Here is a 24,391-nt window from a genome sequence, read left to right on the forward strand (position 1 = left end):
GCCAACATCCTCACCAACGCCGCCCTCGACCCATACGGAAAAATCCCCGAATTCAAATTCGCCGCAGTAAAGGTCGAAAAGATAGGCGTGGCGGCGGAATGATGGCGAAACGGGGACAGCGATGAAACCGCCCCTTTCATCCTTCCGAAAATACTCGAATTGTCCCGCGCTCAGTCGAACAGCTTGCGCAACGCCCGGTTGGCGCCATCCTCGAGCTTGTCCCTGAGCGCATCCTCGAGGCTCTGACCCTCGCGCGCCTCGAGGTCGAGCCGCTCGCGTATCTCGCGATCAAGCCTTTGCTCGGCCTCGCTCTCGAGCTTTTCGCGCTCTTCACCCAGGTTGATCTCAATCGCCTTTTCGAGATCCGGGGTTATGCGCGGGTCGGCCCAGACCCCGCGAATGCGCACCGGTATGGCGACACCCCGCGTCGTCTCCCCGTCCAGAAGGGCGGGCGTGAAGAGGTAATCGATATCGCGCGCGCCTAGCCCGATGCGCCCGCTGCCCGTCGCCCGGGCCAGCGGCAGGCGCATCACCAGGTCGCGGTTGTAGAGATTGCCGTCCTCCATCGTGAAACTGGCAGTCATCTCGTCAAAGACCGTGGTGCCGCCGGTCACGTCCCCCGACCGCATCAACCGGTCGAGATCGAGCCCAGAGATCACCCCGCGCCCGGTGCCGATCCGGCCCTCGCCCGACAGCGAATTCATGATCGCATGCACCGACTGCCCGACGCCCAGAAACTGCACGGCGCCGCTGCCTGGGGCGGAGAACCGGGTGATGTTCATGACATCGGCCAGGAAGCGTTCGAGGTCGATACCCTCGGCCGTCAGGTCGCCCCCGACCGACAGGCCCGAGCGGTTGTTGGCGACGACCTGGCCCGAAACCTGCCCGCCATAGGCACGCATCTCGCGCAAGCCGACCACCGCGCGCGACCGCTCGACGGTGATCGCCAAGCGCGACGCCCCCAGGCTCAGATCGCCCAGATCGATGCTGTCGGCCGACAGCACCACCTCGCCATTGGCCAGCCCGAGTGCGCTGGCATCGATCGGTGCGCGCGACCAGCCATCATTCCCATCGCCACCGCCCCCGCCCCCGCCTCCGCTGCCGCCGGCCAGCGACGACAGGTCCAGCGCCCCGGCCTTAAGCTGTGCGTCAACCCGCGGCACCGCGCCGGAAAGGTCGATATCGGCGGCGCCCGAGATCGCGTTTCGCCCCAGATCCAGTGCCATCTCGCGCACCGAGATCTGCATCGCCTCGGTCAGCGTGACCCCGGCACGGCCCTCGGCGCGCCGCCCAAGTCCCTCGGGCATGGCCACCTCGCCAAGGCCAAGCGCCGCCATGAAGGCGCCCGTGTCGGTCATGTCGAGATCGAGTTGACCCTGCGCCTGCGGCGCCACGCCCGCGCGGCCGTCGAACGCGGCGCGGCCGCGGGGCCCGTCGATGCTGGCCGCGACCGGCGTGACCGTCCCGTCGAGAAACGCACCCAGCCTGTCGACATGCCCTGTGACGGTGACCGGCACCTCCACCTGTCGCAGCACCGCCTTGAAGGTCGCGCGACCCTCGTAATCGGGCCAGCGCAGGTCAAAATCCATGTCGCGGATCTCGTGCACACTGCCTTGTCCGTGGTCGATATAGCTGAGCGACGCCCCCCGGATCAGCGCCCGGTCGAGGGTCAGCGCCAGCCGTCTCGACGTGGCAGGTCCTGCCCCGTCCGACTGCCCGGATGGCGCCACACCATCGACTCCGAGGTTCCAGTTCACCCGTCCGTCCGCGGCGCGCTCCAGCCGGATCCGTGGTTCTGCGATCTCCAGCCCGGTGATGCGGATCTCGCCGCGCAACAGCGGCAGCGGGGCCACCCCGATCTTGAGGCTTTCGGCGCGCAGCATCGGCCCGGCCTCGGACCAGTCGGCATTCGCGACCTCGACCGCGCCGGTCGACACCCCGAGGATCGGGTAAAGGCTGAGCGTGGTGTCGCCCGACAGCGTGACCGCCCGCCCCGTCGCGCGGGTCAACTGGTCGGCGGCGATCTGCGCGATGCGCCCGCTTGGCAGTAAGGCCAGTGCGCCAAGCGCTATGGCCGCCATCACGACGACCGCTCCGATCAGACGAAAGATCCAGCGCATGCTGCGGCCCCCTTGCCCGTGTCTTGCGCAGTCAGTCTAGGCGTGGCGCCGCGGGCGGGGCAACCGCTTTCCCGGCCGATTTTCCGAACGCGCGACCGGCGTTCGCGCGCCGCCCGAGGCTAGCGGTGATTGCGTCGCAGCCAGCGGTCCCACTCGGCGGAAGAGCCGCGAAACACGTTGATATCCACGCCCGCTTCGACGCCCGGCACGATCCCGGTGCCGGTATACTGCCAGAACGCCCATGGCTGGCCGGGATAGACGAGATCCGGCGTCCGGGCCACCGATCGCAGCCAGAACTCGGCCCTGACCGCGCCGATCCCGGTCTGCTTGTAGAAGTCGGGCGTGGTGTAGATGATCGGGCGCCGGCCATAGTGACGCTCGACGATGTCGAGGAAGATCCGCACCTGACGGCGCACCTCGGCCCCCGGCGGGCGGGTCGTGCAGGTCGGCGAGAACGGGTTCCATTCCAGATCCAGAACCGGCGGCAGGGCGCGGCCGCGGCGCGGCACGTTGCGGATGAACCAGCGCGCCTGAATCTCGGGATCCGTGCAGAAATAATAGAAATGATAGGCCCCGCGCGGCACCCCTTCGCGCGCCGCAAGCTGCCAGTTGCGGTCGAATTGCGGATCCTTCAGATCACCGCCCTCGGTCGCCTTGATGAAGGCAAACGCCACGCCCGACAGCTTCACCCGCCGCCAGTCGATCTCGTTCTGGAAGCGCGCGACGTCGATGCCGTGCACCGGATAGGCGGCCGGACCGCGGAAGCCGAAATCGACCGGGTCGTAATCGCCGAACCGCTCGGCCGCACTGGCCGGCAGGGCGGCAAGAAGAAACACAAAAGTCAACGCGCGCAGCATGATCGACCTCTCATACGGAACCTTTGCACCGGTCTAGCCTGCCTGCCAAAGGCGGTCAGCACATATCTGCGCGGTCAGGTCTTTTTCGCCAGTTCGTCGTAACAGGCAAGCGCCTTGGCGGCATACATCATCGCCGGCCCGCCGCCCATCTGGATCGACATTGCCAGCACGTCGCCGATCTCGTCGCGCGTCGCACCGTTGCGGATTAGCGTCTCGACATGCAGGGCGATGCAAGGCTCGCACTTGGTGGCGACCGCGATGCCGAGGGCCACGAATTCCTTGCTCTTGAAGTCGAGTGTGCCGCCCTCCTTGACCGCCTTGCCGAGCCCGCCGAAGGCGCGCGCGGTCTCGGGGATCAGCGCGTTGAGGCTGCGCAGGTTCTGGCGGGTGGTGTCGATGGTGTCTGACCAGCTCATGCCGGGGGCCTTTCGGTAGAGGGATGTCTCGGGCAGAAAGCATCACGCGGCGGGCGCGGCGTTGATCCAGATCAGCCGGGGCGCCGGGCCGCAAGAAAGAGATTGTTGGCCGGCATCGCACGGGTGCCGATCAGCCCCAGACCCTCGGCCTCCAGCCAGCCCTCGACCTCGGCCACGTCCTTGTAGCCAAGCGCGGGGTCCTGCGCGACGAGGCTGGCGTGAAACCGCGCGTCGCCGTCGGAGGTCGCGCGGCCCTCGCGCAGAAAGGGCCCGTAGATCGCGAACACCCCGCCGCGGGCGAGGGCGCGCGCGGCCTCGGCCACCACCACCCGCGCCTCGGGCGTGCTGATCAGGTGCAGCAGGTTGACCAGCACGATCAGCGCCTGCCCGCCATGTGCCGCGCCCCACCCCGCCTCGGTCGCATCCAGCGGGATCGCGCTACGCAGGTTGGAAAGGCCGGCAGCAGTTGCATGCGCGTCAATGCTTGCCATGCGGTCGGCGTCGATCTCTGTCGGCTGCCAGTCCAAGCCGGGCATCGCGCGGGCGAAGGCCATGGCATGTTGTCCGGTGCCGCTGGCGATCTCCAGCGCGCGGCCGGTCTCGGGGGCTATCGCGCACAGCGCCTCGGTGATGGCGTCGGCATTGCGCGCGGCGGCCGGGGCGTGCATCCGCGCATCCTCGCCTTGATGTGCGACGGAGGCCGTTGGGGGCAGGTCGCGACGCGTCACGCTCAGGCCTCTTCGGTGCGATCGGTGGCCGGGGGCGGCGCCGGTGTCAGCGCGGCAAGCCTTGCGTAAAGCGCGTCGTCCATATGGAAATCGAGCGCGGCGAGCGACGGCGCGATCTGCGAGGCAGAGCGCCCCGAGATCAGCGGCACGGGCCCGGCCGGGTGGCGCGCGGCCCAGGCGACGGCCAGTGTCGCGGGATCTGTACCGAGATCCTGCGCGATTTCCACCAGCGCGCCTGCGGCCTTGGTCATCCAGTCCTGCCCGTAGCGGATCGCGTAGCGCTCGTTGCCGGTCAGCCGCCCGGTCTCGCCCCGCGCGTACTTGCCCGTCAGAAGGCCGCCGGCCAACGGCGAATAGCCCGCCACGACCATGCCTTCGGCGGCGGCCATCGGCAGGATCTCGACCTCGGCCTGCCGTTTCAATAGGCTGTACATCGGCTGCAGGATCGAGATCGACAGATCGAACCGCGCGCCGATGCAGCCGGCCTTCATCACCTGCCACGCGGCGAAGTTCGACAGGCCGACATGGCCGATCTGGCCGCGCGACTTAAGCTCGGCGAAGGTCTCAATGGTCTCCTGCAGCGGCGTCTCGGGATCAAAGCGGTGCAGATACAGGATCTCGACATGATCCATGCAGAGCCGCCGGCGCGATGTGTCGAACTGCGACAGGATGTTGTCGCGCCCTGCCCCGCCCGCATAACCCGCCTTGGTGGCGATCACCAGCCGGTCGCGATGCGGGGCCGCAAAGCGGCCCAGCAGGGTTTCCGCAGCGCCCTCGGTGTAAAGATGCGCGGTGTCGAAATGGGTGATACCGGCCTCGAGACAGGCATCATACATGGCGCGCGACGCGGCCTCGTCGGCCGCCCCGCCGAATTGCATCGTGCCAAACGCGAAACGGCTGGCGGGTGTCCCATCGGGAGAGGTGATCCGTGTGTTCATGGACGGTACATTGCCATGGCGACGCGGCGAAGGAAACAGCAGAGCCCCGGTTTCCCGCCGCTACCGCCCGCGCACCCGTCGGAAGCACAGGATGCGGCCGCAAGACGGGCCGGGATCATAGGTCAGCCCGGATTCTGACATGCAATCGACGATGCATTGCACGACCGTATCGGCATAGCGTCCGGGATGCAGTTCCATCATCACGCTGCGCACATGCGCGGGCCAGGGCGCGCCGAAAAGATGCTGCTCTGCACCCTCGATATCCATGATCACCACCTGCGGGCGCACCCTGTCGAGCAGCGCGTCCAGACCGAGGGCGGGCACCTCGACCCCTGCCCCGGCGGTCCCCGCACCCTCTGCGATGCGCCCCGCCCAGAAGCTTTTGGCGCCGTCGAAGGCGACCGGCGCCGCGGGGCTGTCGCGGCCCGTTACCGCACCGTGGACAAGCGTCACCTCGGCGAAGCCGTTGCGCGCCAGGTTGGCGCGGATCACCGGTAGCAGCGCGGGATTGGCCTCGAGGCATGTGACGTTGCGCGCCCCCGTGACGCGCGCGCAGATCGCGGCGACATAGCCGATCCCACCCCCCAGTTCGAGCACCCGCTGACCGGCCCGCAAGCGCATCGCCGCCGCGTGGGCCTCGTGCGCCTCGTAGCGGCCAGCGTCCAGCTTGCCGGCGATACGTGGGTTGAGCAGCGCATCGGGCACCACCATCCGCAGCCCGTCGATCTCGTACTCTGCCATGTCCCGCCCGCGCATTGCTTGATTCCACGGGGGCAAACCCCTAGACCACCCTCCATCAGGACGGGGGTTTGGGCAATGCGGCTGTTCGTGGGTCTGGGCAATCCGGGGGCGAAATACGCCCGCAACCGGCACAATATCGGCTTCATGGCGGTCGATGCGATCGCCGCCGATCACGGCTTCGGCCCGTGGCGCGCCAAGTTCCAGGGCCAGATGGCCGAGGGTGTGCTGGCGGGCGAGAAGGTCGTGCTTCTGAAGCCCGAGACCTTCATGAACCTCAGCGGGCAATCGGTGGGTGCTGCGGCGCGGTTCTACAAGCTTGGCGCGGCCGAGGTGACGGTCTTTCACGACGAGCTCGACCTCGCCCCCGGCAAGCTGCGCGTCAAGACCGGCGGCGGCCATGCGGGCCATAACGGTCTGCGCTCGATCCAGTCGCATCTGGGTGCGGATTACATGCGCGTGCGGCTCGGCATCGGGCATCCCGGGCACAAGGACCGCGTAACGCATTACGTGTTGCAGGATTTCGCCAAGGCCGACGAGGCGTGGCTCGACGACCTGTTGCGCGGCATCGCCGACGGCGCCCCGTGGCTGGCCGAGGGCAAGCCCGACCGCTTCCAGAACGCCGTCGCGCAGCGCATGGCCCCCGCGCGGCCGGCGAACCCGAAACCCGCGCCGAAACCGGTCCCCGACACGGCGCCGGGCCCCGGAACCGTCCCGGACGACCCGGCGCCGACAGACGATGCCGCGCGCAGCCCGTTGCAGCGGCTCGTCGACAAATTCCGTTGACCCGCTTGCGCTTGCATGGCGGGCCGCTATGGTTCAGGTCAACTTCGGCACGCCAGCCATTGCCCGGCCTGCCCCGGCCCGCGAGACCAGACAGAGGGAGGCGACATGACCTTCATCGCCATGAACAGATTTCGGGTGAAACCCGGCCACGAGGCCGCGTTCGAGCGGATGTGGGCCGAACGCGAGAGCCATCTTTCCAGCGTCCCCGGCTTTCGCGAGTTTCGCCTGCTGAAAGGCCCTGAGGGCGAGGGGCACAGGCTGTACTCCAGCCACGTGATCTGGGACAGCCGCGCCGCATTCGACGCTTGGACGAAATCCGAAGCATTTCGCGCGGCGCACAAGGATGCGGGCAACCGCTCGACGCGCGACGCCCTGCTGGGGCCGCCGGACTTCGAAGGCTTCGAGACCGTGCTCGAAGAACGCTGATACCTGACCGAAAGGAAAACACCATGGAGATGGAGCAATCGGTGAACGTCCTCGGCGGTGCGCTAGAGCACTGTTCCGACGATCCGCTGACCGGGTTCTTTCGGGACGGGCATTGCAACACCTGTGCCGAGGATCAGGGCAGCCATACCGTCTGCGCGCTGATGACGGCGGAATTCCTCGCCTATTCGAAATATGTCGGCAACGACCTGAGCACGCCGCGCCCGGAATTCGGCTTTGACGGGCTGAAGCCCGGCGATCAATGGTGCCTGTGTGCCGGGCGGTTCCTGCAGGCGCATGACGAGGGCTGCGCGCCGCTGGTGCGGCTTCAGGCAACGCATATACGCGCGCTGTCCATCGTGCCGATCGAGGTGTTGCAGAAACACGCGTCGGAATAAGGCACGCGCGGAGGTGCTTCAGTCCGAAGCCGCCCCCTGAAGCCGCAGGAACAGGCTTTCCTCGTCATCGTTGCGAAAGAACGGCACGGATGCGGGCGGCGTGCGGTCATGTGCTCGGGCCGTGACCTCGGCCAGCACCACCTCGGTGATGAAGGGCAGATCGAACTTGCGCACATCCGCAAGCGGGATCCATTGCAGGTGGCTCAGCTCGTCGCTGGCATCCGAGAAATCGTCCGGATCCCCGCACAGCGCCTCGGCCTGCACCAGAAAGAACCGCGCATCGAACCGGCGCGGGCGGCCCGGCGGGGTGATCGCGCGAAAGACGAATTGCAGCGGATCCGCCACCGGCACGAGGCCGCGCGCGGCAAAGCGTTGCCAATCCGGCGGCACCGCGCCCGGCCAGTCCCCCGGCACGCCGAGCGCCAGACCGGTTTCCTCCCACAGCTCGCGCACCGCCGCCGCGGCCAGCGGGTGTGCGAGGTCGCCGTCGCAATCCTCGGACAGCCGCTCGGCGCAAATCGGCGGCAGCGGGCGCGATAGCGGCACAGCCGCGTCGCCGGCATCCACCGCGCCGCCGGGAAAGACGAACTTGTCGGGCATGAAGGCCGCCGTCTTGCCGCGCTGGCCCATCAGCACATGCGGGCGATCGGTGTCGCGCAGCAAAATCACGGTGGCCGCATCGCGCACGGCGGTCTTGTCGATTTCGGTCATCCACCCTCCCGGCGCGCGGCTCAGCGATCGTCGCCGAAGCCGTGCATGTGCCGCGCCCATTGAAAGGCCACGATGGCCCCCTTCAATCTCGGCAGAAGATACAGCGACAAGGTGACCGTGCCAACGCCGAATATGGTGAACAACACCAGCGGCTCGGGTCGGAAATGGGTGAACGTCACGTGCAGCAGCGGCGCCATCAGGTGCCCAACCAGCAGGATCGTCAGGTAGGCGGGCCCGTCATCGGCGCGATGATGGCTGAGATCCTCGCGGCAGACCGGACAGGTCTCACGCACCTTCAGGTAACTCTTGAGAATCGGCCCCTGCCCGCAATTCGGGCATTTGCGACGGAACCCGCGTCGCAGGGCGGGCCAGACGGGGCGGTCGGTCTGGACGCTGGTATCGTGCATGGAAAGCACCCTTTCGATCGTTTCCCCGTACCGTGCGGGCAAGCACATGGCTTTGAAAGATGACAGCCTGTCCTTGCGGCGCGATGTCGCAAACCGCGCGGTGCATCCTGCCGGGCACTCGCGCATCTGCGACGGAAAACGGCGCGGGCCGCGTATCATCCCTTGCGAGCCGGTCAGGACGCGACAGTCATTTCGCGGTTCCGACGTATCAGACACCAGCGGAGAGTTCACGATGAAAAATGCAAAACTGATCACCGGGCTTGCCACGGTCCTTGCCCTCGGCGGGCCGGGCACAGTGCTGGCCGACCGCCACAACGGGGGCACGCAGATGCGCCCGGTCTTCGATGCGCTCGACACCGATGGCGACGGCGAAATCACGCGCGCCGAAATGATGGCGCATATGCAATCGCGCTTCGATCGGGCCGACGCCGATGGCGATGGCGCGCTCTCGCGTGAGGAACTGATCGCCCGCATGACGGCGCGGCAGGCCGAAAGGATCGGCCGGCGGGCCGATCACATGATCGACCGGCACGATGCCGATGGCGACGGACATCTCGGCATGCAGGAACTGCAAGCCCGGCGGCAGGGCGGCATGATGGCGCGCATGGATCTCGATGGTGACGGGGCGGTGTCGCGCGCGGAATTCGACGACTGGCACAGCCAGCGGGGCGACCGCCACCACGGAATGCGCGGGCGCAAATCCGGCGAGTGATGCCATGGATCCGGGGCCCGCATCGCTGGCCAAGGGCGCGCGGGACGGGTACTGTCAGGGGCGATGCGGATGCCATTCGACGCCATCGAGGATTTGCCCGACGAGGCCCTGCTCGCGCGCTTTGCCGATGGCGAGCAGGCCGCGGCCCGCGTGCTGACCCATCGGCTGACACCGCGCGTAATGGCCCATGCGTGGCGCCTTCTGGGCAACCGCGCCGAGGCGGAGGACGTCGCGCAAGAGGCGATGCTGCGGCTGTGGAAACAGGCGCATGCCTGGCGCGAGGGCGAGGCGAAGGTGACCACCTGGCTTTACCGCGTGGTGGCCAATCTCTGCATCGACCGGCAGCGCCGGGCACGCGGGGGAACCGTCACGCTCGACACGATCCCCGAGCCCGCGGACGGCCGCGCCAGCGTGGTCCAGACGATGCACGAACGTGCCCGCGCCGACGCGTTGCAGGCGGCGCTGAACGCCCTGCCCGCCCGGCAAAGAGAGGCCGTGGTACTGCGCCATATCGAGGGGCTGTCGAATATCTACATCGCCGAGATCATGGATATCTCGGTCGAGGCGGTGGAAAGCCTGACATCGCGGGGCAAACGCGCGCTGGCGACGGCGCTCAGGCAAAGAAAAGAGGAGTTGGGATATGCCGATGACTGGTGACGATCACGACGACCGCGCGCTCGATGTGTTCTTCGAGGCGGCGCGGCACTCCCCGCCGGCACCGACCGACGCGCTGCTGGCCCGCGTCATGGCCGATGCCGCATCGATGCAGGCGGCCGCCGAAAGCCCGATGCCACGACGCACCGCGATGCCGCGCCTGCGGGATCTGGTAGGCGGTTGGCCGGCGATGGCGGGGCTGGCGACCGCGGCGCTGGCCGGGCTGTGGATCGGCACCGGCCTTCCGGCGCGCGTGACGGGCGTGGATGACGCGAGCTATCTTGTCGATATCACGCCCGAAATGGCCTTCGATCTGGCCGCGGGAGAGGACTGATGACCGACCGGCAGAGCACGGCGCGCGACGGCCGCCTGATGCGCATCCTGCTCGTGGCTTCGCTCGCGCTCAACCTGTTGGTCGTGGGTCTGGCCGCCGGCTGGGCGCTGCGCCACGCGGGCGAGCCGCATCCGCCGCGGCTCGAAATGGCCGGGGGCCCGCTGACCCGCGCCCTCAGCCCCGAGGACCGGCAGGAGATCGCCCGGCAGATGCGTGAGGCGTGGCGCGCCGCCGATGGCGGGCGCGCGAGGCTGGGTGACAGCTACGACGCCCTCGTGCGGGATCTGCGCGCCGTACCCTTCGACCCCGCGCAGGTCGCCGACCGGATGCGCCAGCACCGGGCGCGTTTCGCGGTCCGCTTCGAGATGGGCCAGGAGGTGCTCGTGCGGCACCTCGCCGAAATGAGCGACGAAGGTCGCAACGCCTATGCCGACCGCCTCGAAGAGCGTATCAGCGCCTACCGTGCCGCGCGCGCGCGCCGTCTGGGCGACTGAAAAGACAAAGACGCGACCCCATTCCGGGGCCGCGTCTCGGGTAATCTACCGGATGACCGGATCTCAGGCCTCTTCCGAGGCCTCCTCGGCGGCCTCTTCGACCTCGGCCTCATCTTCGTCCTCGTCTTCCTGCGACTTCAGCGCGGAGGGCGCGGAAATGTTGCAGATCACGAAATCCCGATCGATGGTCGGCTTCGCGCCGGCGGGCAGATCGACCATGGAAATGGTCATCGTGTCGCCGATGTTCTCCATCTTGGTCAGGTCGACGACGATGCTCTCGGGAATGTCGCCCGCGGTCACCACGAGTTCGATCTCGGGGCGCACGATGGCCAGAACGCCACCCTTGCGCAGCGCCGCGCATTCCTCTTCTCCCTGAAAGTCGATCTGGATGAACAGGTTGATCTTGGACGTCCGGCGCAGGCGCATGAAATCGACATGCGTCGGCAGGTCACGCACGATATCGCGCTGTACGTCCCGGCAGATCACGCGCACATCCTCGTGGCCATCGACCTTTAGGTTGAACAGCGTCGACTTGAACCGACCCGCCTTGAGACGCTTGATCAGGGCATTGTAGGGCAGTTGGATCGGCAACGGATCCGTATCGCCCCCGAACACGATCCCCGGAACCAGATGCGCGCGGCGCACCGCACGAGCGGCGCCCTTGCCTGTCCCCGTGCGTTCCTGGGCGTGAAGATCAGGAATTTCTCCAGCCATCTTGAATTCTCCATCTATTGGCGCGGGGTGCCTCCAAGGCTGTCACCCCGCATGAAGCCCGGCTGATAGACCACACCGCCGCGCTTGAAAAGGCCCGAATCCGGTCCTTTCCGTTTCTGCCCGGCAAAAACACCCGAATACGGCGGCCGGCGGTCCGGGCGCTACTCCCAACCGTCGAAGAACCCCTTGGGCACAAGCAGCACATCGCGGTCGAGATCATGCACGTCGCGCCGCCCGCACAGTCCCATCGAGGTGTCGAGTTCCTTGTGGATCACCTCGAGCGCGCGGGTCACGCCGGCCTCGCCCATGGCGCCCAGCCCGTAGGTCCACGCGCGTCCGATATAGGTGCCCTTCGCCCCGAGGCTCAGCGCCTTGAGCACGTCCTGACCGGACCGGATGCCACTGTCGAAATGCACCTCGATCTTGTCGCCCACGACATCCATGATCGCCGGCAGCGCCCGGATCGCCGAGAGCGCCCCGTCCAGTTGCCGCCCGCCATGGTTGGACACGATGATCGCATCCGCCCCGACATTGAGCGCCTCGACCGCGTCGCGCGGATCCATGATCCCCTTGATGATCAGCGGGCCGTCCCACATCTTGCGGAACTCGCGGATGCGGTCCCAGTCGAGCGCCTGGTCGAACGCCTCGGCGGTCCATGTGCTCAGCGACGAGGGATCCGTCACGCCCTTGGCATGGCCCACGATATTGCCGAAAGAGCGCCGCTTGGTGCCCAGCATCCCCAAGCCCCAGCGAACCTTGGTCATCATGTTCGCCACGCTCGACGGGGTCAGCTTGGGCGGCGCGCTCAGCCCGTTCTTGAGGTCCTTGTGCCGCTGCCCCAACAATTGCAGATCGACGGTGATCATCGCCGCCGAGCACTTCGCCTCTTTCGCCCGGTCGAACAGGCGCTGCATGAAATCGTCGTCCTTCAGGGTGTAGACCTGCATCCAGAACGGCTTGGTCGTGTGCTCGGCCACATCCTCGATCGAGCAGATCGACATCGTCGACAGGGTGAAGGGCACGCCGAACCTTTCAGCCGCACGCGCCGCCTTGATCTCGCCATCGGCGTGCTGCATGCCCGTCAGCCCGACCGGCGCAAGCCCCACCGGCATCGCCACATCCTGCCCGATCATCCGGCTCGCGACGTTGCGGCCGGTCATGTCGATGGCGACGCGCTGTTTCAGGTGGATCTTGTCAAAATCCGAGGTGTTCTCGCGAAAGGTCTGTTCGGTCCAGCTGCCCGATTCCGCGTAATCATGGAACATCCTGGGCACACGCCGCGCAAATATCTCCTTGAGATCCTGAATATTCGTGATGACAGCCATGCGCCCTCCAGATCCGATGAACGTTCCGTACACATTCGCGCCTTATGGCACAATCGAACGATGTGTCGCAGAAAAAGTCGGAAAAACCCGGGAAGCGCCGCACCTGCTGCGGACGAGATGCCTCGCAACAATCACAAATAAAAGACGCGCCCTACGATGGGCGCGCCTTGAAGAGGTCACTGATCCGATCGCCTCACGAGGCCGACTTGATCTCGATCTGTTTGGCGTCCGATTTCGACTGCGCCGTCTTGGGCAGTGTCACGGTCAACTCGCCATTGCCGAAGGTTGCCGACACATTGTCCTCGTCGATCTCGTATCCCAGCGGGATCTGCCGCGCGAACCGCCCCACGAAACGCTCGGATACGCGGCGGTCGCTGTCGTCGTTCTCGACCTTGCGCTCACCGCTCAACGTCAGGACGCCGTCCTTCAACGTAAGTTCCACGTCTTTCTCGTTCAGGCCCGGTACTTCGGCATCGACGCGAACGTGGTCCTCTGCATCGGTCACGTCGACCCGCGGCCAACCGCCGAATCCGTCGAGGGCCCACAGGTCACGTCCGAATTCGCGAGAGGCGCTATCGAACAAGCGGTTCATCTCGTTGTGCAAAAGTGCAAAAGGATCGCGGTCGCCTGCCCAGTTCGCCGGGCTGCGGGTGTTCCATGGTATCAGTGATCTCATGTTCATCGCTTCCCTCCTTTCTGTTCCGTCTCGGTCTTGATCGAGAGGACGGCATTGCCGCCATGTCCGGGGCCTGCCGCTCCCTTTCATGGTACATCTGGGAGCAGGGCACCGAACCTTCAAGAGGTTCCGATCATTTTTTATCGTTCAAAAGCAGCATCTTGATCGGATCAGGCGCGATGCGCACCGCCAGCCAGCCCACGCACGAACTCGATCACGTCCGAGACCGGCCCGCCCTTGGCGATCTCGGCCACGATGGCCGAGCCGACAACACAGCCATCGGCCACGCCGGCGATCAACTGCGCCGTCTCTGGGGTGCGGATGCCGAAGCCCACGACCACCGGAAGATCGGTCTTCGCCTTGATGCGCGCGACGTCCGGTTCAACCTCGCCCGCCTCGGCCGAAGCCGCACCGGTGATGCCGGTGATCGAGACGTAATAGACAAAGCCGCTGGTATTCTCGAGCACCTTGGGCAGGCGCTTGTCATCGGTCGTGGGCGTCGCCAGGCGGATGAAGTTCATCCCCGTGCGCGCCGCCGGCAGACACAGCTCGTCATCCTCCTCGGGCGGCAGATCGACCACGATCAGCCCGTCGATCCCCGCGGCTACGGCATCGACGAGGAACCTTTCGACCCCCCAACTGTAGATCGGGTTGTAATAGCCCATCAGCACGATCGGGGTGGTGTCGTCGATCTCGCGGAAGCGCTGCGCCATCTGCAAGGTCTTCTCCAGCGTCATGCCGCCGGCAAGCGCGCGCTGGCCGGCCTGCTGGATCGTCGGCCCGTCCGCCATCGGATCGGTGAAGGGCACGCCCAGCTCGATCACGTCGACCCCCGCCGCGGGCAGACCCTGCATCACCTCGAAGGACCGCTCGACATCCGGGTCACCCGCCATGATGTAGGACACGAAGGCCTTCTTTCCGGCAGCTTTCAGTTCGGCAAACCTGGTGTCGATACGGGTCATGGGGTCTGTGTCCTCCGGCTGGGTTCCGGCGGGTTTGGCGCAAAGCGCGGGCGAAATCAATGCCCGGCTTGACCTTGCCCCGCCCCGCCCGGTAGATGCCCGCAATTCACCGGTCGGGAGAGTGGCAGATGGGCTTCAGGATGGGTATCGTCGGCTTGCCCAATGTCGGCAAATCGACGCTTTTCAACGCGCTCACCCGCACCGCCGCGGCGCAGGCCGCGAACTTTCCGTTCTGCACGATCGAGCCCAACGTGGGCGAGGTCGCGGTGCCCGATGCCCGCCTCGACAAACTGGCGGCGATCGCGCAATCCAAACAGATCGTGCCGACCCGCATGACCTTCGTCGATATCGCCGGGCTGGTGAAGGGCGCCTCGAAAGGCGAAGGTCTCGGCAACCAGTTCCTCGCCAATATCCGCGAGGTCGACGCCATCGCCCATGTCCTGCGCTGCTTCGAGGACGGCGACGTCGCGCATGTCGAGGGCCACGTCGATCCGGTCGCCGATGCCGAGGCGGTCGAGACCGAACTGATGCTCGCCGATCTCGACAGCATCGAGAAACGCCGCGCCGGTCTCGCGCGTAAGCTCAAGGGCGGGGACAAGGAGGCCGTGCAAGCCGACCGCCTGCTGGCGCGCGCGCAGGCCGCTCTCGAAGAGGGCCGCCCCGCGCGCACCGTCAAGGTCGACGAGGACGACCTCAAGGCGTGGAAGATGCTGCAACTGCTGACCTCCAAGCCGGTCCTCTTCGTCTGCAATGTCGACGAGGCCCACGCCGCCACCGGCAATGCCCATTCAGAGGCCGTGGCGCGGATGGCCGAGGCCCAGGGTGCGGCCTCGGTGGTAATCTCGGCCCGGATCGAGGAAGAAATCAGCCAGCTCGACGCCGAGGAGGCGGCGATGTTCCTTTCGGAGATGGGGCTCGAGGAGGCCGGCCTCGACCGGCTGATCCGTGCCGGCTACGACCTCTTGCATCTCGAGACCTATTTCACCGTCGGCCCCAAGGAGGCGCGCGCCTGGACCGTGCCCACCGGCACCACCGCGCCCAAGGCCGCCGGCGTCATCCACGGCGATTTCGAGCGCGGCTTCATCCGGGCCGAGACCATCGCCTATGACGATTTCGTCAGCTTGGGCGGCGAGCAGAAGGCGAAGGATGCCGGCAAGATGCGCTCAGAGGGCAAGGGGTACATCGTCAAGGATGGCGACGTGCTGCACTTCCTCTTCAACACCTGACGCTCCAGGCTCGCCGCACAACGCGTCCCGCATTCATCTTGCCAGAAATACTCCCGCCGGAGGCCCCGGTCAGGATCCGGGCGCAACGCCGGGGTCTGCCGCGCTGTCGAGCCGACCCGCCGCAAAGGCAGACGCGGCGACCATCGCACTCGCCGTGCCCAGCATCAGCGCCAGCCCGCCCATCTGATAGGTCACCCCCGACAGCACCGTGCCCAGAAGCCGCCCGGCGGCATTGGCCATGTAGTAGAACCCGACATCCATCGTCACCCGCTCGGCCTTCGAGAAGGCGAGGATCAGATAGGAATGCAGCGCCGAATTGACCGCAAAGACCGCGCCGAAGGCCAGCAGCCCCGCGACCAGCGCGCCCGTCAGCCAGGTCTGCGGCCCGTCCGCCAGCGCTGCGGCCAGCGTCAGCAGCACGGGCACCGCCAACAGCGCGATCGCCCACCCCCGCGCCGCGCGGATCAGTTCGCCCTCGGGGCGGCTGCGCGCCCGCAACAGCCGCGGCGCGCCCGCCTGCACCGCGCCGTAAAGGATTATCCAGCCGGCCATGAAACACCCGACCAGGAAGAACGCCGCGCGGTCGCCCGCCTCGGTGCCGTCCGACAGCACCGCGTAGAAATAGACCGGTATGCCCACCACGAACCACACGTCGCGCGCCCCGAACAGGAAGACGCGCGCCACGCTCAGCCAGTTCACGTTGGCGGATTTCGAGACCACTTCGGAGAATTTCGCACCCTTGCGCCCCGTCGGCAGCCCGGGCGGCATCGCCCATGCGACGCCCCCTAGGATCACCGCCAGCACGCCCGCCATCGCCCAGACCGACCCGGCAAAGCCGAAGGTCGCCAGCAGGCCAGCCCCCAGCAGGAACCCGACGCCCTTGACCGCGTTCTTCGACCCGGTCAGGGCGGCGACCCAGCGAAACAGCCCGCCCTCGGCCTCAGGCGCCAGCAGCTTCACGGCGGATTTCGACGACATCTTGGCCAGATCCTTGGCCACGCCCGACGCGCCCTGCACCACCATCACGTAGACCACCGAGGCCGCCACGGCCCAGCCGGGGTCGAGCTGCGCCAGCGCCACCAGCGCCGCCACCTGCAACCCGAGGCCCGCGTAAAGCGTCGCCGTCAGCCCGAACCGCGCCGCGATCCAGCCCGCCGACAGGTTGGTCACCATACCCGCGATCTCGTAGAGCACGAAGAGGTAGGCCAGCTGCACCGGTGTGAACCCAAGCGTGTGGAAATGCAGCAGCACCAGCATCCGCAGCGCGCCGTCGGTCAGCATGAAGGCCCAATAGGCCGCCGTCACGGCGATATAGGCCGAAAGACCATCTGGACGCTCAGTGCGTGGTGTCACGGACGCGCCCCGACCATCAGCGCCACATCGACCAGCCGGTGCGCATAGCCCATCTCGTTGTCGTACCACGCATAGACCTTCACCTGCGTGCCGCCCGTGACCATCGTCGAGGGCGCGTCGACGATGGCCGACCTTGTGTCGTTGGTGTAATCTGCACTCACCAGCGGCCGCGTCTCGTATCCCAGGATGCCTGCCAGCGGGCCTTCCGCGGCGGCCTTGAACAGTGCGTTCACCTCCTCGACGCTGGTCTCGCGGTCCATCTCGAACACGCAATCGGTCAGCGAGGCGTTCAGCAGCGGCACCCGCACCGCGTGGCCGTCGATCCGGCCCGTCAGTTCGGGATAGATCAGCGTGATCGCGGTAGCGCTGCCGGTGCTCGTCGGGATCAGCGAATTGAGCGCCGAGCGCGCGCGCCGCAGATCCTTGGCGGGCCGGTCCACCATCGTCTGGGTGTTGGTCACGTCATGGATCGTGGTGATGGATCCGTGCCGGATACCGATCGCCTCGTGCAGGACCTTGACTACCGGCGCAAGGCAGTTGGTCGTACAGCTTGCCGCCGTCACGATCCGGTGCCGCGCGGGGTCAAAGGCGGCGTGATTGACGCCGTGGCAGATGTTCACGGTCGGCCCGTCCTTGACCGGCGCCGAGACAACGACCCGCGAAACCCCGGCCTCGAAGTAGGGCGCGAGCTTGCCTTCGCTCTTGTGCACGCCGGTGCAGTCGATCACCACATCGACACCGTCCAGCGGCAGCTCCGCGATGTCGCGCGCACCGATGAAGGGCAGGCGCACGCCGTCGATGGTGACGCTGCCCGCGTCATGGGCGAAATCCGCGTCCCACCTTCCATGCACCGTGTCGAATTCCAGCAGATGCGCGTGCATCTCTGGATCTCCGGTCGCGTCGTTGATCCAAGCGATCCGCGCGCCACGCGCCAGCAGCGGCTTGAGGATCAGCTTGCCGATCCGGCCCAGCCCGTTGACAGCATAGGTCGTCATGCCTCCGTCCTTTGTCCTGCGGGACGCGCCAGTCCCGGACCCGTCATTCATGACGTCTGTTCGCAAGGCAAGTGACAGTTTTCTGACACGCGCCGCGCGACCGGACGCGCATGGACCGGCCGCGGGTCGGGCCGATGGCGTCGCCCCTTGTCGTGCCCGCGGTGCCTTGCTACGTTGGAGGTATCCGTTGGGGTGCCCGTTGACCGGGCTGAGAGGTGAGAGGCCAACCCATCGAACCTGATCCGGGTAACGCCGGCGTAGGGAACGGAGCCTTGCCCGCCACCCGGCGCAGCACCTTCGTTCCCGTCAAGACGGAAGGAACGCAGGATGGCGACAACAGCGCTGACGATCGCAGGCTCCGACAGTGGCGGCGGCGCGGGCATTCAGGCCGATCTCAAGACATTTTCGGCGCTCGGCGTCTTCGGGACCAGCGTTATCACCGCCGTCACCGCGCAGAACACGCGCGCCGTGACCGACGTGCATCCGATCCCCGATACATCCGTTGCCGCGCAGATCGCGGCCGTGCTGGATGACATCCACATCGACGCGATCAAGATCGGGATGCTGGGTGAGGCCAGCCTGATCGCGACGGTGGCGCACGCCCTGCATGACTACAAGGGTCCCGTGGTGCTCGATCCCGTGATGGTCGCCAAGTCCGGGGCGCGGCTGTTGCCGGATGCGTCGCGCGCGGCGCTGGTCAGGCATCTTCTGCCGCGCGCCGCCCTGCTGACGCCGAACCTGCCCGAGGCGGCGGCGCTTCTCGGGCTGCCTGAAGCGCGCAGCGACGCCGAGATGCGGGATCAGGGCGCGCGGCTGCGCGACATGGGCGCCCGCGCGGTGCTGATGAAAGGCGGCCACGGGCATGGCGAGACCTGCACCGACTGGCTTGTCGCGGACGACGTGATCCGCCTCGACGCGCCCCGCATCGCCACGCGCAATACCCACGGCACGGGCTGTTCCTATTCCTCGGCCATCGCGGCGGAACTTGCGAAGGGCCGCACCCTTGCGCAAGCGGTCGAGCGCGCGCATGGCTGGCTGCACGCCGCGATCCGGGCCGCAGACGGCCTCGATATCGGACGCGGACACGGACCGTTGCACCATTTCCACGAGGTCTGGACATGACCGCACCCGTCACCATTCGCGGTGCGGGCGTCGCGGGGCTTTGCGTGGCCACCGAACTGATGGCACGCGGCGTGCCCGTGACGCTGCGCGATCCGGCCGCGGCCCCCGGACCGCACGCCTGTTCGTGGTGGGCCGGCGGCATGCTCGCCCCCGATTGCGAAGGCGCCACGGCGGAAGAACCCGTGGTGCGGCTGGGGCGCGAGGCCGCCGACTGGTGGGCAGCCCAAGGCGTCGCGGTCACGCGCCAAGGCTCGCTCGTGGTTACGCTCGGGCGCGACTGGCGAGAGCTTGACCATTTCGCGCACCGCACCGCCGGGCACCGGCTGGTCACCGGCGACGTTCTGGCCGCGCTCGAGCCCCATGTCGCCGAGCGGCACGACCGGGCGCTTTGGTTTGAGAACGAGGCGCATATCGACCCGCGCGCGGCGCTAGAGCATCTGCGCCTGACGCTGGAAGAGGACGGCGCGCGCTTCGAGCAGACCGATGCCGCGCCGGACGGCCCGACGATCGATTGCCGCGGCCTCGCCGCACAGGGCGCCCTGCCCGATCTGCGTGGCGTCAAGGGCGAGATGGTCGTGCTGCGCAGTCCCGAGGTGCAGCTTTCGCGGCCCGTGCGCCTGCTGCATCCGCGTTTCCCGCTCTACATCGTGCCGCGCGGCGATGGCATCTTCATGCTGGGCGCCACGCAGCTCGAAAGCGGCGAGCGCGGGCGCGCCTCGGCCCGCTCGGTGATGGAGCTTCTGTCGGCGGCCTACGCCCTGCATCCCGCCTTCGGCGAGGCCGAGGTGGTGGAAATCGGCGCCGACGCCCGCCCCGCCTTTCCCGACAATCTGCCGCGCATCACCCGCAAAGGCGACACGCTGCATGTCAACGGCCTCTTTCGCCACGGTTTCCTGCTGTCGCCCGCGGTGGCGCGGCAGGTCGCCGGGCTGGTGCTGCGCGACAATGAAAGACCGGAGTTATACCATGAAGATCACGCTTAACGGCACCACGCGGGAGAGCGGCGCGGACACCCTCGCCGGCCTTCTCGACGAGATGGGCTATGGCGACGTCAAACTCGCCACGGCGGTCAACGAGGAATTCGTACCAGCCGCGAATCGCGCCGCGCACCGCCTGTCCGATGGCGACCGGATCGAGATCGTCACGCCGCGGCAAGGGGGCTGAGATGCCAACGTATTATGACACCGAGGTCGCCTCGCGGCTGATGCTGGGTACCGCGCAATACCCCTCGCCCGCGATCCTCGCCGAGGCGTTCAGACGCTCGGGTGCCGGGATCGCCACGGTGTCCGTACGACGCGAGGCCGGGTCAGAGCGGGCCGGCCAGGCGTTCTGGGACTTGGTCCGCGATCTGGGCGTGCATGTGCTGCCCAACACCGCCGGCTGTCATTCGGTGCGCGAGGCGGTGACGACCGCGCAGATGGCCCGCGAGTTGTTTGACACCGACTGGATCAAGCTCGAGGTGATCGGCCACGCCGACACGCTGCAGCCCGACCCGTTCGGGCTGGTCGAGGCGGCGCGCCTCCTGACCGATGACGGGTTCAAGGTGTTTCCCTATTGCACCGAGGATCTGGTGATCTGCGAACGGCTGGTCGAGGCCGGCTGCCGGGTGCTGATGCCCTGGGGCGCGCCCATCGGCACCGGTCTGGGGCTCAACAACATCTACGGGCTGCGGTCGTTGCGGGCGCATTTCCCCGACCTGCCGCTGGTCGTCGACGCGGGCCTTGGTGTGCCAAGCCAGGCCGCCCACGCGATGGAACTGGGCTATGACGCGGTGCTGCTGAACACCGCCGTCGCCAAGGCCGGGGATCCGGCGGCGATGGCCGACGGGTTCGCGCGCGCGCTGGTCGCGGGGCGCATGGGGTTCGAGGCCGACCCGATGATGCCGCGCGACATGGCCGCGCCCTCGACGCCGGTGCTGGGGCAGGCCTTCTCGTGATGGCGCTGCCCCGCTTCTACCCGATCTTCGACTCCGCCGACTGGCTGCGGCGCACCCTGCCGCTTGGCGTGAGGCTGGCGCAGCTTCGGATAAAGCAGCTCTCAGGCGACGCGCTGCGCGCCGAGATCGCCGAGGCACTGGCGCTTTCCCGCGCGCAGGGCGCGATCCTCGTGGTCAACGATCACTGGCAGGTGGCGCTGGATACTGGCTGTCCTTGGGTGCATCTGGGGCAGGAGGATCTGGATGACGCCGACATCCCCGCCATCCGCCGCGCCGGGCTGCGGCTGGGGATCAGCACGCATGACCATGCAGAGCTTGACCGCGCGCTCGCGCAGGATCCCGATTACGTCGCCCTCGGCCCTGTTTATCCAACCATCCTGAAAAAGATGAAATGGCACGAACAGGGGCTCGACAAGCTGACGGAATGGAAGCGCCTGATCGGCGACATCCCCCTCGTGGCCATAGGCGGCATGTCGGTGGAGCGCGCGCAGGGCGCCTTCGACGCCGGTGCCGATGTCGTCGCGGCGGTGACCGACATCACGCTGAACGAAGATCCTCTGGCGCGCGTCCGGCAATGGATCGAGGCCACAGCATGAGCCGCTACGCCCGCCAGATCGCCCTGCCAGAGTTCGGGCCTGCGGCGCAGGATCGGCTGGCGGCCGCGCATGTCCTGATCGTCGGCGCCGGCGGGCTGGCCGCGCCGGTTCTGCAATACCTCGTGGGCGCGGGGGTGGGGCGGATCACGCTGATGGACGGCGATCGCGTGAGCGTTACAAACCTGCACCGCCAGACGCTGTTTCGCATGGACGATATCGGCAAGTCCAAGGCCGATACGGCCGCGCACCACATGGCCCACCTGAACCCGGATTCTACGATCATGGCCGTATCAGCGCCGCTCGATCCGGCGAACGCGTCGGATCACGTGACCTCTGCCGATCTGGTGCTGGATTGCGCCGACAGTTTCGCGGCCAGCTACGTGGCCTCCGATACCTGCCTCGCGGCGGGCATCCCGCTGATCAGCGCCTCGGTCGTGGGCACGTCGGGCTATTGCGGCGGGTTCTGCGGCGGCGCGCCATCCTTGCGCGCGGTCTTCCCCGATCTGCCCGAGCGGGCGGGCAGCTGCGCCGCCGACGGCGTTCTGGGCCCCTCGGTGGGCGTCGTGGGCAGCCTGCAGGCGCAGATGGCCATGGCGGTCCTGACCGGCATGACGCCCGCGCCGCTGGGGCAACTGGTCACGTTCGAGGCCATCGGTCACCGCTTCGGCGGGTTCCGCTTCGACCGCGCCCACGAACCGCAAGGCGGCTTCGGCTTCATCGCGCCCGCGCAGACCCGCCCCGACGACTGGCTGGTCGACCTGCGCGCGGCGGGCGAGGCCGGCCCCGCCCTGCCCGACGCCACCCGCCTTCAGGTGACCGATTTCGACCGATCCGACATCCGCCCCGACGGACGCCGCGCCGTGCTGGCCTGCCGCACCGGCCTGCGCTCGTGGCAGGCGGCGACGCGGCTGCGTGCCCGCTGGGACGGAGACATTACCCTGATCGCCCTCGGCGATCTTCCCCAAGGAGACTGAAAAGATGAGATACCTTGCGCTGATCCTCGCCCTCGCGGCCCCCCCTGCCATGGCCCAGGACAAGATGACCCTGATCCTCGACTGGTTCGTGAACCCCGATCACGGGCCGATCATCGTGGCCGAGGAGCTGGGCTATTTCGAAGAGGCCGGACTGGAGGTCGAGGTCGTGGCCCCCGCCGACCCGTCGGACCCGCCCAAGATGGTGGCCGCCGGGCAGGCGGATCTGGCGATCTCATACCAGCCGCAACTGCACCTGCAGATCGAGAACGGGCTGCCGCTGCGCCGGGTCGGCACGCTGGTGGCCACGCCGCTCAACTGCCTGCTGGTGCTGAAGGACGGACCGGTCGAGACCATCGCCGATCTCAAGGACCGCAAGGTCGGATTTTCCGTGTCGGGCGTCGAAGAGGTGCTCTTGTCGACGATCCTCGGCCAGCACGGCCTGACGCTCGACGATATCGAACTGGTCAGCGTCAACTGGTCGCTGTCGCCGTCGCTGATGTCGGGTCAGGTCGCCGCGGTGATCGGCGCCTACCGCAATTTCGAGCTCAACCAGATGCAGATCGAGGGGGTGCCGGGCCGCTGTTTCTACATCGAGGAAGAGGGCGTGCCCGCCTATGACGAGCTGATCTACGTCGCCAATCCCGACCGCATGGATGCGGACATGATCCGCCGGTTCCTGCACGCCACCGAACGCGCCACTCAGTACATCATGAACCATCCGCAGGAAAGCTGGGAGATCTTCTCGGGCACCTCGCGCGAGTTGCAGGACGAGTTGAACGAGATGGCCTGGGCCGACACTTATCCGCGCTTCGCCACCCGGCCCGCGGCCCTCGATCACGCCCGCTACCAGCGGTTCGAGCAATTCCTGCTGGATGGCGGGATGATCGAGGAGAACACGCCCGTCTCGGGCCTTGCATTGGATGTGAACGCGCAATGACGCATGATTATGGCGCGACCTTTCCCCGCCTGCGCGATGCGGCGGGGACGGTCTGGACCGATTACACGCATCACGCCTTCGTCGAGGGACTGCGCGACGGTACGCTGCCGCGCCAGGCTTTCCTGGGTTACCTCGTGCAGGATTACGTGTTCCTCATCCATTTCGCCCGGGCCTGGGCGCTGGCGGTGACCAAGGCCGATGCCCTCGACGAGATGCGCGCCTGTGCGGCCACCGTTGATGCGCTGGTCAACCAAGAGCTTGGGCTGCACGTGCAGACCTGCGCCGACGAGGGCCTGAGCGAGGCGGATCTCTTCAACGCCGAGGAGCATCCCGCCAATCTCGCCTACACGCGCTACGTGCTCGACGCGGGGCATTCGGGGGATTTGCTCGATCTGCTGGGGGCGCTCGCGCCCTGCGTGATGGGCTATGGCGAGATCGGGACGCGGCTGGCGCGGGATATGACGCCGGACCACCCCTATGCCGACTGGATCGGAACCTATGCAGGTGAAGACTACCAGCAGGTCTGCCGGGACGTGGGCGCGCTCTTCGACCGGGCCGTGGCGCGTCGCCTCGGATACAATCCCGAAAGGACACCAGGCTTCGACCGCCTGCGCAGGCGCTTCATCATCGCCACGCGGCTCGAGGTGGGCTTCTGGGACATGGGCCTTTCGTTCCGACGGTAGGTTCGCCACCTCGCACCAGGTCCCCGCCGGAGGTCAGGCCTGTCGTTATCGGCGACGGGCTGGTGCAGCGAGCCTTAGACCTAGCAGGCTGCTGAAGAAGTCTGGCGAGAAGAATATTTTCCCGATCATACGGGTTTCAGCCAGACGGTTTGCGGGCGACGGGCCACGCCTTGGGC

Annotated in this window: 30 protein-coding genes and 1 riboswitch; of the genes, 16 read left to right on the top strand and 14 right to left on the bottom strand. The window is 67.3% G+C overall.

Annotated features, from left to right (window positions below):
• Positions 1-170 precede the first annotated feature (170 nt).
• The 6 genes from V8324_RS17405 to V8324_RS17430 all read right to left on the bottom strand — a co-directional run bounded on the left by V8324_RS17405 (position 171) and on the right by V8324_RS17430 (position 5,815).
• Positions 171-2,120, bottom strand: a complete 1,950-nt coding sequence (locus tag V8324_RS17405; protein WP_336421186.1) for an AsmA family protein — start codon at positions 2,118-2,120, stop codon at positions 171-173.
• Between the two features lie 119 nt (positions 2,121-2,239).
• Positions 2,240-2,977, bottom strand: a complete 738-nt coding sequence (locus V8324_RS17410; RefSeq protein ID WP_336421187.1) for a glycoside hydrolase family 25 protein — start codon at positions 2,975-2,977, stop codon at positions 2,240-2,242.
• Between the two features lie 74 nt (positions 2,978-3,051).
• Positions 3,052-3,393 carry a carboxymuconolactone decarboxylase family protein gene (locus V8324_RS17415; protein ID WP_336421188.1) on the bottom strand — a complete coding sequence of 114 codons (342 nt, stop codon included), beginning with the start codon at positions 3,391-3,393 and terminating at the stop codon, positions 3,052-3,054.
• A gap of 71 nt (positions 3,394-3,464) precedes the next feature.
• Positions 3,465-4,121 (bottom strand): DUF938 domain-containing protein, encoded by a 657-nt coding sequence (locus tag V8324_RS17420; protein ID WP_442970565.1) that lies wholly within the window; start codon positions 4,119-4,121, stop codon positions 3,465-3,467.
• 2 nt (positions 4,122-4,123) lie between these two features.
• On the bottom strand, positions 4,124-5,059 hold the full coding sequence (locus V8324_RS17425) for an aldo/keto reductase (protein WP_336421190.1): 936 nt from the start codon (positions 5,057-5,059) through the stop codon (positions 4,124-4,126).
• A 60-nt stretch (positions 5,060-5,119) separates the two neighbouring features.
• A complete protein-coding gene (locus V8324_RS17430) occupies positions 5,120-5,815 on the bottom strand; it encodes an FkbM family methyltransferase (protein ID WP_336421191.1) in 696 nt (231 codons plus the stop codon).
• A gap of 60 nt (positions 5,816-5,875) precedes the next feature.
• Between V8324_RS17430 and pth the strand changes: the two genes are divergently transcribed.
• The 3 genes from pth to V8324_RS17445 all read left to right on the top strand — a co-directional run bounded on the left by pth (position 5,876) and on the right by V8324_RS17445 (position 7,404).
• Positions 5,876-6,583 carry an aminoacyl-tRNA hydrolase gene (pth, locus tag V8324_RS17435; protein WP_336421192.1) on the top strand — a complete coding sequence of 236 codons (708 nt, stop codon included), beginning with the start codon at positions 5,876-5,878 and terminating at the stop codon, positions 6,581-6,583.
• Positions 6,584-6,688: 105 nt separating this feature from the next.
• Entirely contained in the window at positions 6,689-7,009 is a 321-nt protein-coding gene (locus V8324_RS17440) for an antibiotic biosynthesis monooxygenase family protein (RefSeq protein WP_336421193.1), read from the top strand.
• Between the two features lie 23 nt (positions 7,010-7,032).
• Complete coding sequence (locus V8324_RS17445) at positions 7,033-7,404, top strand: DUF2237 family protein (RefSeq protein ID WP_336421194.1); 372 nt, start codon at positions 7,033-7,035, stop codon at positions 7,402-7,404.
• A gap of 18 nt (positions 7,405-7,422) precedes the next feature.
• Here V8324_RS17445 and V8324_RS17450 read toward each other — a convergent pair whose 3' ends face one another.
• Positions 7,423-8,115: an NUDIX hydrolase gene (locus V8324_RS17450; RefSeq protein WP_336421195.1), complete on the bottom strand. Its 693-nt coding sequence runs from the start codon at positions 8,113-8,115 to the stop codon at positions 7,423-7,425.
• 20 nt (positions 8,116-8,135) lie between these two features.
• Positions 8,136-8,522, bottom strand: coding sequence for a DUF983 domain-containing protein (locus V8324_RS17455; RefSeq protein ID WP_336421196.1), 387 nt, complete (start codon positions 8,520-8,522; stop codon positions 8,136-8,138).
• A 232-nt stretch (positions 8,523-8,754) separates the two neighbouring features.
• Here V8324_RS17455 and V8324_RS17460 point away from each other — a divergent pair, with 232 nt between their 5' ends.
• From V8324_RS17460 to V8324_RS17475, 4 genes are all read left to right on the top strand, one after another.
• Complete coding sequence (locus tag V8324_RS17460) at positions 8,755-9,234, top strand: EF-hand domain-containing protein (RefSeq protein WP_336421197.1); 480 nt, start codon at positions 8,755-8,757, stop codon at positions 9,232-9,234.
• 63 nt (positions 9,235-9,297) lie between these two features.
• Positions 9,298-9,891 (top strand): RNA polymerase sigma factor, encoded by a 594-nt coding sequence (locus V8324_RS17465; protein WP_336421198.1) that lies wholly within the window; start codon positions 9,298-9,300, stop codon positions 9,889-9,891.
• A complete protein-coding gene (locus V8324_RS17470) occupies positions 9,875-10,222 on the top strand; it encodes a hypothetical protein (RefSeq protein WP_336421199.1) in 348 nt (115 codons plus the stop codon). Before V8324_RS17465 ends, V8324_RS17470 begins: the two co-directional genes overlap by 17 nt.
• Complete coding sequence (locus V8324_RS17475) at positions 10,222-10,716, top strand: periplasmic heavy metal sensor (RefSeq protein ID WP_336421200.1); 495 nt, start codon at positions 10,222-10,224, stop codon at positions 10,714-10,716. Before V8324_RS17470 ends, V8324_RS17475 begins: the two co-directional genes overlap by 1 nt.
• Before the next feature lie 63 nt (positions 10,717-10,779).
• On the opposite strand, the gene V8324_RS17480 is transcribed toward V8324_RS17475, so the two are convergent.
• The 4 genes from V8324_RS17480 to trpA all read right to left on the bottom strand — a co-directional run bounded on the left by V8324_RS17480 (position 10,780) and on the right by trpA (position 14,393).
• Positions 10,780-11,430, bottom strand: coding sequence for a 50S ribosomal protein L25/general stress protein Ctc (locus tag V8324_RS17480; protein WP_336421201.1), 651 nt, complete (start codon positions 11,428-11,430; stop codon positions 10,780-10,782).
• A 161-nt stretch (positions 11,431-11,591) separates the two neighbouring features.
• Positions 11,592-12,755, bottom strand: a complete 1,164-nt coding sequence (locus tag V8324_RS17485; RefSeq protein WP_336421202.1) for an alpha-hydroxy acid oxidase — start codon at positions 12,753-12,755, stop codon at positions 11,592-11,594.
• 193 nt (positions 12,756-12,948) lie between these two features.
• A complete protein-coding gene (locus V8324_RS17490) occupies positions 12,949-13,437 on the bottom strand; it encodes an Hsp20/alpha crystallin family protein (RefSeq protein WP_336421203.1) in 489 nt (162 codons plus the stop codon).
• Between the two features lie 164 nt (positions 13,438-13,601).
• On the bottom strand, positions 13,602-14,393 hold the full coding sequence (gene trpA, locus V8324_RS17495) for a tryptophan synthase subunit alpha (protein ID WP_336421204.1): 792 nt from the start codon (positions 14,391-14,393) through the stop codon (positions 13,602-13,604).
• 128 nt (positions 14,394-14,521) lie between these two features.
• Here trpA and ychF point away from each other — a divergent pair, with 128 nt between their 5' ends.
• Positions 14,522-15,619 (top strand): redox-regulated ATPase YchF, encoded by a 1,098-nt coding sequence (gene ychF / locus V8324_RS17500; protein WP_336421205.1) that lies wholly within the window; start codon positions 14,522-14,524, stop codon positions 15,617-15,619.
• 69 nt (positions 15,620-15,688) lie between these two features.
• Here ychF and arsJ read toward each other — a convergent pair whose 3' ends face one another.
• The gene (arsJ, locus tag V8324_RS17505; RefSeq protein ID WP_336421206.1) at positions 15,689-16,972 is read right to left on the bottom strand and encodes an organoarsenical effux MFS transporter ArsJ; all 1,284 of its coding nucleotides are present in this window, start codon (positions 16,970-16,972) and stop codon (positions 15,689-15,691) included.
• Positions 16,969-17,967, bottom strand: coding sequence for an ArsJ-associated glyceraldehyde-3-phosphate dehydrogenase (locus V8324_RS17510; protein WP_336421207.1), 999 nt, complete (start codon positions 17,965-17,967; stop codon positions 16,969-16,971). The genes arsJ and V8324_RS17510 overlap by 4 nt, the downstream gene beginning before the upstream one ends.
• Before the next feature lie 178 nt (positions 17,968-18,145).
• A riboswitch (TPP riboswitch) is annotated at positions 18,146-18,248 on the top strand.
• A 46-nt stretch (positions 18,249-18,294) separates the two neighbouring features.
• Here V8324_RS17510 and thiD point away from each other — a divergent pair.
• Genes thiD through tenA form a run of 8 tightly spaced genes read left to right on the top strand, consistent with a single transcriptional unit; the run spans position 18,295 to position 24,215 of the window.
• Positions 18,295-19,089, top strand: coding sequence for a bifunctional hydroxymethylpyrimidine kinase/phosphomethylpyrimidine kinase (gene thiD, locus V8324_RS17515; RefSeq protein ID WP_336421208.1), 795 nt, complete (start codon positions 18,295-18,297; stop codon positions 19,087-19,089).
• Entirely contained in the window at positions 19,086-20,072 is a 987-nt protein-coding gene (locus V8324_RS17520; protein WP_336421209.1) for an FAD-dependent oxidoreductase, read from the top strand. Before thiD ends, V8324_RS17520 begins: the two co-directional genes overlap by 4 nt.
• The gene (gene thiS / locus V8324_RS17525; protein WP_336421210.1) at positions 20,056-20,253 is read left to right on the top strand and encodes a sulfur carrier protein ThiS; all 198 of its coding nucleotides are present in this window, start codon (positions 20,056-20,058) and stop codon (positions 20,251-20,253) included. The genes V8324_RS17520 and thiS overlap by 17 nt, the downstream gene beginning before the upstream one ends.
• Position 20,254: 1 nt before the next feature.
• Positions 20,255-21,025, top strand: coding sequence for a thiazole synthase (locus V8324_RS17530; RefSeq protein ID WP_336421211.1), 771 nt, complete (start codon positions 20,255-20,257; stop codon positions 21,023-21,025).
• A complete protein-coding gene (locus tag V8324_RS17535; RefSeq protein WP_336421212.1) occupies positions 21,025-21,621 on the top strand; it encodes a thiamine phosphate synthase in 597 nt (198 codons plus the stop codon). Before V8324_RS17530 ends, V8324_RS17535 begins: the two co-directional genes overlap by 1 nt.
• Positions 21,618-22,595, top strand: a complete 978-nt coding sequence (locus V8324_RS17540) for a HesA/MoeB/ThiF family protein (RefSeq protein ID WP_336421213.1) — start codon at positions 21,618-21,620, stop codon at positions 22,593-22,595. Before V8324_RS17535 ends, V8324_RS17540 begins: the two co-directional genes overlap by 4 nt.
• 4 nt (positions 22,596-22,599) lie before the next feature.
• Positions 22,600-23,532: an ABC transporter substrate-binding protein gene (locus tag V8324_RS17545; protein WP_336421214.1), complete on the top strand. Its 933-nt coding sequence runs from the start codon at positions 22,600-22,602 to the stop codon at positions 23,530-23,532.
• Entirely contained in the window at positions 23,529-24,215 is a 687-nt protein-coding gene (gene tenA, locus V8324_RS17550) for a thiaminase II (protein WP_336421215.1), read from the top strand. Before V8324_RS17545 ends, tenA begins: the two co-directional genes overlap by 4 nt.
• The last annotated feature ends 176 nt before the right edge of the window (positions 24,216-24,391 follow it).

This window comes from Roseovarius sp. D22-M7 (assembly GCF_037083785.1).
In the GTDB taxonomy this organism is placed as follows: Bacteria; Pseudomonadota; Alphaproteobacteria; order Rhodobacterales; family Rhodobacteraceae; genus Roseovarius.

Bases quoted from the DNA above. Each gene is read 5' to 3' on its own strand.
- V8324_RS17405 (WP_336421186.1), bottom strand. From the start codon at position 2,120: ATGCGCTGGATCTTTCGTCTGATCGGAGCGGTCGTCGTGATGGCGGCC.
- V8324_RS17410 (WP_336421187.1), bottom strand. From the start codon at position 2,977: ATGCTGCGCGCGTTGACTTTTGTGTTTCTTCTTGCCGCCCTGCCGGCC.
- V8324_RS17415 (WP_336421188.1), bottom strand. From the start codon at position 3,393: ATGAGCTGGTCAGACACCATCGACACCACCCGCCAGAACCTGCGCAGC.
- V8324_RS17425 (WP_336421190.1), bottom strand. From the start codon at position 5,059: ATGAACACACGGATCACCTCTCCCGATGGGACACCCGCCAGCCGTTTC.
- V8324_RS17430 (WP_336421191.1), bottom strand. From the start codon at position 5,815: ATGCGCGGGCGGGACATGGCAGAGTACGAGATCGACGGGCTGCGGATG.
- pth (WP_336421192.1), top strand. From the start codon at position 5,876: ATGCGGCTGTTCGTGGGTCTGGGCAATCCGGGGGCGAAATACGCCCGC.
- V8324_RS17440 (WP_336421193.1), top strand. From the start codon at position 6,689: ATGACCTTCATCGCCATGAACAGATTTCGGGTGAAACCCGGCCACGAG.
- V8324_RS17445 (WP_336421194.1), top strand. From the start codon at position 7,033: ATGGAGATGGAGCAATCGGTGAACGTCCTCGGCGGTGCGCTAGAGCAC.
- V8324_RS17450 (WP_336421195.1), bottom strand. From the start codon at position 8,115: ATGACCGAAATCGACAAGACCGCCGTGCGCGATGCGGCCACCGTGATT.
- V8324_RS17455 (WP_336421196.1), bottom strand. From the start codon at position 8,522: ATGCACGATACCAGCGTCCAGACCGACCGCCCCGTCTGGCCCGCCCTG.
- V8324_RS17460 (WP_336421197.1), top strand. From the start codon at position 8,755: ATGAAAAATGCAAAACTGATCACCGGGCTTGCCACGGTCCTTGCCCTC.
- V8324_RS17465 (WP_336421198.1), top strand. From the start codon at position 9,298: ATGCGGATGCCATTCGACGCCATCGAGGATTTGCCCGACGAGGCCCTG.
- V8324_RS17470 (WP_336421199.1), top strand. From the start codon at position 9,875: ATGCCGATGACTGGTGACGATCACGACGACCGCGCGCTCGATGTGTTC.
- V8324_RS17475 (WP_336421200.1), top strand. From the start codon at position 10,222: ATGACCGACCGGCAGAGCACGGCGCGCGACGGCCGCCTGATGCGCATC.
- V8324_RS17480 (WP_336421201.1), bottom strand. From the start codon at position 11,430: ATGGCTGGAGAAATTCCTGATCTTCACGCCCAGGAACGCACGGGGACA.
- V8324_RS17485 (WP_336421202.1), bottom strand. From the start codon at position 12,755: ATGGCTGTCATCACGAATATTCAGGATCTCAAGGAGATATTTGCGCGG.
- V8324_RS17490 (WP_336421203.1), bottom strand. From the start codon at position 13,437: ATGAACATGAGATCACTGATACCATGGAACACCCGCAGCCCGGCGAAC.
- trpA (WP_336421204.1), bottom strand. From the start codon at position 14,393: ATGACCCGTATCGACACCAGGTTTGCCGAACTGAAAGCTGCCGGAAAG.
- ychF (WP_336421205.1), top strand. From the start codon at position 14,522: ATGGGCTTCAGGATGGGTATCGTCGGCTTGCCCAATGTCGGCAAATCG.
- V8324_RS17510 (WP_336421207.1), bottom strand. From the start codon at position 17,967: ATGACGACCTATGCTGTCAACGGGCTGGGCCGGATCGGCAAGCTGATC.
- thiD (WP_336421208.1), top strand. From the start codon at position 18,295: ATGGCGACAACAGCGCTGACGATCGCAGGCTCCGACAGTGGCGGCGGC.
- V8324_RS17520 (WP_336421209.1), top strand. From the start codon at position 19,086: ATGACCGCACCCGTCACCATTCGCGGTGCGGGCGTCGCGGGGCTTTGC.
- thiS (WP_336421210.1), top strand. From the start codon at position 20,056: ATGAAGATCACGCTTAACGGCACCACGCGGGAGAGCGGCGCGGACACC.
- V8324_RS17530 (WP_336421211.1), top strand. From the start codon at position 20,255: ATGCCAACGTATTATGACACCGAGGTCGCCTCGCGGCTGATGCTGGGT.
- V8324_RS17535 (WP_336421212.1), top strand. From the start codon at position 21,025: ATGGCGCTGCCCCGCTTCTACCCGATCTTCGACTCCGCCGACTGGCTG.
- V8324_RS17540 (WP_336421213.1), top strand. From the start codon at position 21,618: ATGAGCCGCTACGCCCGCCAGATCGCCCTGCCAGAGTTCGGGCCTGCG.
- V8324_RS17545 (WP_336421214.1), top strand. From the start codon at position 22,600: ATGAGATACCTTGCGCTGATCCTCGCCCTCGCGGCCCCCCCTGCCATG.
- tenA (WP_336421215.1), top strand. From the start codon at position 23,529: ATGACGCATGATTATGGCGCGACCTTTCCCCGCCTGCGCGATGCGGCG.